At 61.8% G+C, this 8439-nt stretch carries 6 protein-coding genes; 2 read left to right on the forward strand and 4 right to left on the reverse strand.

Annotated elements, in window-relative coordinates; translation table 11 throughout:
- Nucleotides 1-6: 6 nt before the first annotated feature.
- From infB to KA184_06230, 4 genes are all read right to left on the reverse strand, one after another.
- On the reverse strand, nucleotides 7-2799 hold the full coding sequence (infB, locus tag KA184_06215) for a translation initiation factor IF-2 (protein ID MBP8129159.1): 2793 nt from the start codon (nucleotides 2797-2799) through the stop codon (nucleotides 7-9).
- Between the two features lie 117 nt (nucleotides 2800-2916).
- Nucleotides 2917-4095: a transcription termination/antitermination protein NusA gene (gene nusA / locus KA184_06220; protein ID MBP8129160.1), complete on the reverse strand. Its 1179-nt coding sequence runs from the start codon at nucleotides 4093-4095 to the stop codon at nucleotides 2917-2919.
- A 24-nt stretch (nucleotides 4096-4119) separates the two neighbouring features.
- Entirely contained in the window at nucleotides 4120-4578 is a 459-nt protein-coding gene (locus KA184_06225; GenBank protein ID MBP8129161.1) for a ribosome maturation factor RimP, read from the reverse strand.
- A 300-nt stretch (nucleotides 4579-4878) separates the two neighbouring features.
- On the reverse strand, nucleotides 4879-5580 hold the full coding sequence (locus tag KA184_06230; GenBank protein MBP8129162.1) for a polyphenol oxidase family protein: 702 nt from the start codon (nucleotides 5578-5580) through the stop codon (nucleotides 4879-4881).
- 740 nt (nucleotides 5581-6320) lie between these two features.
- On the opposite strand from KA184_06230, the gene KA184_06235 reads away from it, so the two are divergent.
- Both KA184_06235 and KA184_06240 read left to right on the forward strand, forming a co-directional pair.
- Nucleotides 6321-7322: a DUF1559 domain-containing protein gene (locus KA184_06235; GenBank protein ID MBP8129163.1), complete on the forward strand. Its 1002-nt coding sequence runs from the start codon at nucleotides 6321-6323 to the stop codon at nucleotides 7320-7322.
- A gap of 75 nt (nucleotides 7323-7397) precedes the next feature.
- Nucleotides 7398-8439, forward strand: a 1042-nt coding sequence (locus KA184_06240) for a hypothetical protein (protein ID MBP8129164.1), incomplete at its 3' end; no start/stop codon positions are given.

Genomic DNA, 8439 nt, shown 5'->3' on the forward strand with positions numbered 1-8439 from the left:
GGCCTCTCAATTCAGCGTCTTGGCAACCTCTTCGACACGGTACGCCTCGATCGTGTCTCCTTCCTTGATGTCGTCGTACCCTTCCAGCTTGATGCCGCATTCGAAGCCCGCGGACACGGATTTCACGTCGTCCTTGCCCCGGCGCAACGACTCGATTCGCCCTTCAAACACGACCACGTCGTCACGCAGCAACCGCACATGGGAGGCGCGCGACGTCTCGCCGTCAACCTGGTAACACCCGGCAATATTGCCGAGCGCCGAAGAACGGAAAACCTGCCGGATTTCCGCGTGACCCGTGATGACCTGGCGCCGCTCCGGAGCCAGCATGCCTTCCAGGGCCTTCTGCACTTCCTCTATGGCTTCGTAGATGATACGGTACGTGCGAATCTCCACGCCTTCGCTCTCGGCCACTTTCTGGATCCGCGCGTTCGCCGTTACGTGAAACCCGATGACCACGGCCTCGCTCGCGCTTGCCAGGAGCACATCGGATTCGTTTATGCCGCCCACCGCGGCATGAACGATGTTGACACGCACTTCCTGATTGCCCAGGCGCGCGAAGCTGGATTGCAGCACGTCGACGGAGCCCTGCACGTCCGCCTTGAGAATGACGTTCAAGACTTTTTCCTTGCCCGCCGCGACCATGGCATGGAAATCTTCCAGGGTTACGCGCTTCATGGCGGGACCCTGACGCTGCTTGCGCAAAGCGGCGCGCTGTTCCGCAATGCTCTTGGCCACGCGCTCGTCTTCCACGGCGACGAAGATATCGCCCGCGTTGGGCGGTTCGCCAAACCCGGTTACGAGCACGGGCGTGGCGGGCCCGACCTCACGCACGTGCTTTCCACCCGACGTGGTCAGGGTACGTACGCGGCCAAAAGTCTCGCCCGCCAAAAACGCGTCCTGGACGCGCAGCGTCCCGTTCTGTACCAGGACCCAGGCCAAGGCGCCCTGACCGACGCTGACTTCCGATTCAACGATCGTGCCTCGGGCGCGTTTTTTGGGATTGGCCTTGAGGTCAAGCGTCTCCGACTGCAGCACCAGCAATTCCATGAGATCGTCAACGCCTCTGCCGGTCTTCGCGGAAATCTCCTTGATGATCGTCTTCCCGCCCCAGCTTTCGTCAATCAAGTCATACTGCGTCAGTTCCTGGCGCACCCGGCCAGGCTGCGCATCCGGCTTGTCGCACTTGTTGATGGCGACAACAATGGGCACCTCCGCCGCCTTCGCATGGTTGATAGCTTCTATGGTCTGCGGGCGGACACCATCGTCCGCGGCAACGACCAGGACCACGATATCCGTGACCTTGGCGCCGCGCGCGCGCATCTGCGTGAACGCCTCGTGGCCGGGCGTATCAAGGAATATCAAGCGCCCGGCATTGGTCTGCACATCGTATGCCGCAATGTGCTGGGTAATGCCGCCGGCCTCGGACGCCGCCACGCTGGAGCGCCGCACCACGTCGAGCAGCGTCGTCTTGCCATGGTCAACATGGCCCATGACCGTAATGACCGGCGGCCTCGGTTCGAGGTCTTCCGGGTTGTCGGATTCGTCGGACATGACGGCTTCTTCCTCGGGAATGACCGTGCGCACTTCGAATCCGTGGTTTTCCGCTATTTTCCGAATCAGGTCAAGGTCCAAGTTGTAGTTCTTGTTGACGAGAATGTTCTCGTCCATCAGTTCCAGAATCACTTCGTTTACGGGCAGCGCGGCCGCATTGGCCAATTGCTCGACGGTCATGGACTCCTGGACTTCGATCACCGCCGGCACCGGTACCTCTTCAACCACAACAGACTCCTCGCGGCTGCGTTTCTTCTTCCGCTTGCGCGGTCCATCCAGGCCGCCGGCCTGAAAATCCCGGACCACGGCCGCGGCATCGCGGCGCATTTCCTCTTCGAGCCGTGCCCGGTCAATGCGTTTCTGTTTCTTGCGCGCCGTCTTGCCCGGAGCCGTCGTCTTGCTGGACTTGCCCCGCTTGGCCCTTTGACCGCGGCCCGCTTCTTCAAAGCCCAGTTCCGGGACTTCAACCGTAACGGCGGCCACTTCTTTCTTGCGGTCTTTCTCGCGGGCGCGGCGAATGACCTCCGCCACGACCTCCGGGTCGGGCTTCGGCAGCGGTTTCAATTTCGCTTTGCGGCGCTCTTCCATTTCCTGGCGCCGTTCCGCCTCCGCCAGGAGACCCGGTGCATGCGCGTCGGCAACCGCTTCCTCTTCGTGGGGCAAGGGACCTTCGATGACTTCCACATCCGGCGCTTCAACGGAGGTGCCATCAGCGCGCACCACCTCTACGCGCGCCGCGGCGTGCTCGATGGCCGAACCAATAACCACAGCGGGGACTTCCGGCTGCGGCGGTTCTTCGGCGGGAACCTCTTCTTCGATTATGATCTCAGCGAGCGGCTCCACCGTTTCGAGCACGGGCGTTTCAATCTCCGCGGCAGCCGCAACAGGCTCGGGTGCGGCCTCTTCTTCCTCCTTTTCTTCCCCCTCCTCCGTCTTCCGGCGAGTCGCGCGCTTGGCAGCGGCCTTGGGCTTCGCCTTCGCTTGCGCCTTGCGTTTCGCAGCGACTTTCTGCGCTGCCTTTTGCAGGCGTTCAGCCTTCTTCTTCTTCTGGTCTTCCTTCTTCAGGACTTCTTGCAGATACCGGTCAAGCGTCTCCGGCTGTTCGTCCACGTCGATGAGCATGTCACACTGTTCGTCGGAGATCTCGGAATCGACGCTCTCAACGTCAAAGTGGAGCTTGCGGAGGACGAGGACGGCCTCCTCCGCACTCATGTCGAGACGTTCTGCCACACTGGCAATCGTCGGCATAGGGGTATTCACCTCCAAGCAAGCACACGGCCGGTAAAACGGCCCTACTCAAAGCCGCGGCATTCGACCTGTCATTACGGGGCGTCTGCCGCCGCGGACGGAACGGTATAGGCCAGGCTATGATTCGGTGCCGTCTTGACCCTCCGCGGGAGGCGCGGGCGCCTCCGGGGCTTCTGCCTGTTCAGGCGCGGCGGCATGTCCCGCAGCGGCGTCCCCGGGCTCGCCTACCAGCTCCACATTGTCTTCCCGTGCATAGACCGCAACACCAGGCTCGACATCGCCGCGAATATCAATGTTCCACCCGATTAGTTTCGAGGCGAGCCGCGCATTCTGCCCCCGCTTCCCGATGGCCAGCGAGAGCTGGTCCTGGGGCACCATGACGTGAATCGAACGCGTCTCCTCGTCGATTTCGATATCCATGATGTCCGCGGGATTCAATGCGTTGCGGCACAATTCCATGGGATTGTCGCTCCACCGCACAATATCGATCTTCTCGCCGCACAGCTCCTCTACCACGGCTCGCACGCGCGAACCCTTCATGCCCACGCACGCGCCGACCGGGTCCACATTCGCATCATTGGAATAGACCGCAACCTTGGTGCGGCTCCCCGGTTCGCGCGAAATCGCACGTATCTCGACCGTGCTGTCGTATATCTCCGGCACTTCCAGGTCAAAGAGGCCGCGCACCAGTTCTGGCGCCGTCCGCGAAAGCATGACCTGCGCACCACGCGGTCCCTTTTCCACCTGATAAAGAAAAGCCCGAATGCGGTCGCCCGGCTTGAAATTCTCCCGTGGCGATTGTTCGCGATACGGCAGGATGGCCTCCGCCCGGCCAATGGAAACGATGATATTGCCGTGACTGATCCGTTTCACGATTCCGGTGACGAGTTCACCTTCCCGCTGCTTGAATTCCTCGAAAATCTTGTCCCGTTCCGCATCCTTGATCTTCTGGATAATGACCTGTTTCGCGGTCTGCGCCGCAATACGGCCGAAATCCTTCGGTTCGGCGCGCACTTTCAGCCGATTACCGACATGTACTTCGGCGTTCAGTTTCTTGGCCTCGTCAAGCATGATTTCGGCGCCGGCGTGCACCACCTTGTCCACGACCGTGAGGATTTCAAACACCTTGAATTCGAGCGTGTCCGGGTCCACTTCGACAATAAGGTTTGCAGCCTGACTCAAGCTCTTGCGGGCAGCGCTCTCGAGAGCGCTGCGGATAGCCTCGATAAGCGTATTCCTATCGATGCTCTTTTCCGCTTCGAGCTGCTGCAGTATCACGCGTAGATTCTGGTCCAAGGTCTCTTCCCTCAACCCGTTGCGCTAGCGGTCCAACCGCGCCGACTTCAGGTTCTCGATGTGAATGGACCATCTCTTCCCGTCGCATTCCATCAAGATAAGCCCGTCTTCAAAGCCTTCGAGCGTTCCTCGAAACCGGGAACGCCCGTCGACCGGCGTCAGGCTCTGCAGTCGCACAGGCTCGCCCGCAAACCGCTGAAAATCCCCGGCCTTTCGCAACGGCCGGTCTATCCCGGGCGAAGACACCTCCAAGAGGTACCGCCCGCCGACTAGCTCCAGCTTATCCAGCAGTGGGCTCAACAATTGCGTTGCCGCCGTGCAGTCATCCAGCGAAATCCCGCCCCCGGCCTTGTCGATATAGATCCGGAGGATGGGGGTGCGTCCGCCCCGGGCATACTCGAGTTCGACTATTTCATAGCCTTGCTCGCGCAGGTCGGGCTCCAACGCCTCCCAAACCTGGTTGACCAACGCCCTGCCTTCCACTGAATTCCTTTCACATCAAGTAAAAAGAGTGGGACATGCCCACTCTCGCGACAAGTCATCAATCTGAACATTAAGTCTAGCACAGGGACGCGGCACGATGCAATAGTTTCACGCGCATCGTTACACGGTTCTCATTTTCCGCAGGTTGCGCCAGACCGCCCCGAATACCGCATGTCTATGCACACCCTCTACGGCGAAAACCGAGAAAAAGGCGGCCAGGAAGGGAGCGGAATGCACGCCTCGGCCGCATACGTGCGGCCGGGCACATGAGCAGGCGGACGAAACCCGCGGCTGCGGGGTCTAAAGCATAAAGACCGCCAGGTTCCGGGCGTAACCTCCGTCGCGCCTGTAGGAATGGAATTCCGGGTCGCATATCGTGCACCGGCCCGCCACCGTGATGTTCTCAAGGGGCACCCCTGCGGTCATCAGCAGCATCCGGTTGGACTCCCACAGGTCCAGCAGCCGGCCCCGGGCGAAAAGACAAGCCCCGGCAAAGGCCTCCGCCATCTCCTCGGTAACTTCGTAACAACAGGGGCCGGCGGACGGGCCGATTACGGCATGGATATCGCACGGATTAGCTTGGAGGCTCGATTCCATCCGGCGCACCGCAGCGCCCGCGACATCGCTCATGGTCCCCGCCCTGCCAGCGTGGACGAGGCCGCCCACGTTCCGGCACGGGTCGTACAGGTAGATGGCGACACAGTCCGCACAGGTCACGCCGAGCGGCAAATCGGCAGCAGCGGTAAGCAGCCCATCGGCTTCCCCGACCGACGTCTCAGCAGAAAAGGCGCCGCGCCCCGCGTCGCTCTGGTCTACCACCAGGACCTCTGCGCCATGAACCTGGACCGGGCATACCAAGTTGTCCCATGCGGCGCCGCAACGGCGCAAAAAGCATTGCCGGGCCTCCGCACTGGGCGCGGCCCAAGCACAGTCGCCGTCCGACTTGTCGGAAAAGGCCGCCACGGCGGCTCCCAGGTTTTCGAGGACTTCAAAGCGTATCATAGATGCGTTCCCATGCTGCGGAGCCAAATCTGCCCCGCGCCATGCCAGCGGCGGCACAGTGTGCCATAGCGTACATCAAGGCGCAAGAGATGAGAGACGAGAGTCTACGTTGCGGCGGTCCACGAGCTGGGAGCATCGGCAACGGCCGCATGCTGCGCGCGTCATTCTCGTACAGGCACCGCTCCGCGGTCGCCGGGAGCATCCCATGCGGGGGCAGCGGCCAAGGGGTTGGTCTTCAGCGCATCGGGCGCCGATTCACAGTGCCGTGAATCCTGGCCTGATGCCGTACAGTGAGGTGTTCCATGGCGTTTCCTTCCCGCGTGTGTCTTGTACAACTCCTGTATACGGGGGGCAAGCGCCTTTCTCAATGGAAAATGTGGTTGCGGCCACGCCCCGTCAGGGGAGAGGCATGCCTCGTCCCGGGGAAGCGCGGCCCAAGGTGACTTGGCTCTCTGAACGGCATCTTCCTGCCGAAGGGGCCATTCTACTCGTCACGCGAGTCTTTGGGATAGCTTCTGAGAATTAAGGAATGGCCAAAACGACAGACTCGCCCCGGCTCCGCCAGAAGGCGGTTTGCGGCGCGCGAACACGGCGGGATTGATTTTCGCGTGAAAAAAAGCTGTAATAGCCGGGGTGTGGCAGAATCGGTCCTTGCTCGGCACAGGTCAGAACGCAAGAGGCCAAAGGAACGAGGTACGGCGTGCGTGCCCTTTTTCGCGCACAACGGGAAGGACCGAGATATGAAAAAGAGCGGATTTACACTGATCGAGCTGTTGGTCGTGATTGCCATCATCGGTATCCTCGCGGCCATTCTCCTGCCGGCCCTCGCCCGCGCGCGGGAATCGGCCCGGCGCGCCAGTTGCCAGAACAATCTCAAGGAGTGGGGCTTGGTCTTCAAGATGTACGCCAACGAAGACCCGGGCGAGCGCTGGCCGCCCGTGCAGTTCGGCGCTTTTCCCGATGTGTCCGGAACACCTCAGGTGCGCGTCGATGCGGGGCCGAACCTGTTCGTCACCTATCCGGAATACCTGAACGACCCGATGATCATCCTGTGCCCGTCGGATGCCGAGTACGGCGTGCATCTCCAGCGGATGAAGGACCCGGATACGGGTGAGTTCTGTATGGGAATTGCGGGACCTGATGCACAATCCTGCGCGTCGGCGGTGGACGCCAGCTACACCTATCTGGGCTTTGTGTTCGACCGGGCGGGTGACGAATGGGAGGCGGAAACCGTGCAAGGGGTGGTCACCCTCATCGGCGTGTCGGGGTTGCCGCTGGATTCGTCCGCGCTGCCGCCGCCGGACGCCGTGGCGCCTTCCCAGATTGTGCGCAGCCTGCTGGTCTTGATGGGCGATTTCGACCTGCGGGAAGGCGCAACGAGCATTCCCCCGGACAATTCAAGAATCCAGAAGGCGGTGGACAACGACCTTTCGGGCGCTGAGCTGGAAGGTTTTGGCAATACAGGCGGCGACACGGTGTACCGCTTCCGTGAGGGCATCGAACGGTTCCTGATCACGGACATCAATAATCCTGCGGCGACAGCGCAGGCGCAGAGCACCGTATTCGTCATGTTCGACCAGGCGGCCACCTCGGTGGAGCATTTCAATCACGTGCCCGGCGGCAGCAATGTGCTGTACCTCGACGGCCACGTGGACTTCATACGCTACCAGGAGAACGGGACCGCGCCGGTAACGCGCAACGCAGCCACGGCATTGGCGCTGTTGTCTGCCTTGACATTGTAGAAGCGGCTTCTCGCCACCTGAAGAACCCGGCGCGCGTGTCGCGGCGGCGCCGGAACGGGGCTGAACGTCATGGTTATGAACGCCCGTGAGAACTACCTGCGCAATGCATCCTTTCAACACCCGCAACGCATGCCCATGTGGATTTGTATTTCGCCCGCGTCCTGGGACGAGCACCGGGGCGCGATGGAAAACGTCGTGGCGCGGCACCCGCGCCTCTGGCCCGATTTCAGAAAGGGCCAAGTGAACTACGACGCCGTCGATTTCGGCCCCGCCTACACGGCGGGGCAGCCGTTTCGCGATGCGTGGGGCTGCGTCTGGGAAACCAGCACCAACGGAATCGAAGGCGTCGTCACGGAGCACCCGCTGGCCACGTGGGATAGATGGGACCAATGGCGCGCGCCTGACCCGCTCAAGACCGCTGATCGCGGCCCGGTCGACTGGGACGCCGTCCGCCGCAACATCGAAGATCGGCGCGCGAAGGGCCTGCTGACGGAAGGCGGCTTACCGCACGGCTTCTTTTTCATGCGGTTGACGTATCTGCGCGGTTTCGAGAACATGATGATCGACATGGCCACGGAAGAGCCGATGCTGGGACCGTTGATCGACGCGCTCTATGAGCATAACCGGCAGCTGATCGAGCAGTACCTCTCCATGAGCGTCGATGTGATCACGCTGGGCGAAGACCTGGGCGCGCAGACCGCCCCGATTATCGGGCCGGCCATGTTCCGCAAGTACTGCACGCCGACTTACGAAAAGTTGATTCGCCCGTGTCGCGAAAAGGGCTGCCACGTCATGCTGCACAGCGACGGCTATATCATGGACCTCATCGACGAACTGCTCTTCGCGGGCGTGACCATTCTGAACCCGCAGGACTTGTGCAACGGCATCGACAACCTGCGCCGCGAACTCAAGGGCCGCGTCTGCATCCGGCTCGACGTGGACCGCCAGACAACGGTGCCTTACGGCACGCCCGCCGAGATTCGCGATCTGGTCGAGGAAGAAGTGCGCACGCTGGGCGCGCCCGAGGGCGGCCTCGAACTCATCGCGGGCATCTACCCGCCCACGACGCCCGAGAACGTCCACGCGCTGGCCTCCGCCTTCGAGGAATTCGAGACCT

Source organism: Candidatus Hydrogenedentota bacterium (assembly GCA_018005585.1).
In the GTDB taxonomy this organism is placed as follows: Bacteria; Hydrogenedentota; Hydrogenedentia; order Hydrogenedentales; family JAGMZX01; genus JAGMZX01.

What these genes read in the sequence shown, in the direction of transcription:
- infB (MBP8129159.1), bottom strand. Translation starts at nt 2,799, where the DNA reads ATGCCGACGATTGCCAGTGTGGCAGAACGTCTCGACATGAGTGCGGAG.
- KA184_06230 (MBP8129162.1), bottom strand. Translation starts at nt 5,580, where the DNA reads ATGATACGCTTTGAAGTCCTCGAAAACCTGGGAGCCGCCGTGGCGGCC.
- KA184_06235 (MBP8129163.1), top strand. Translation starts at nt 6,321, where the DNA reads ATGAAAAAGAGCGGATTTACACTGATCGAGCTGTTGGTCGTGATTGCC.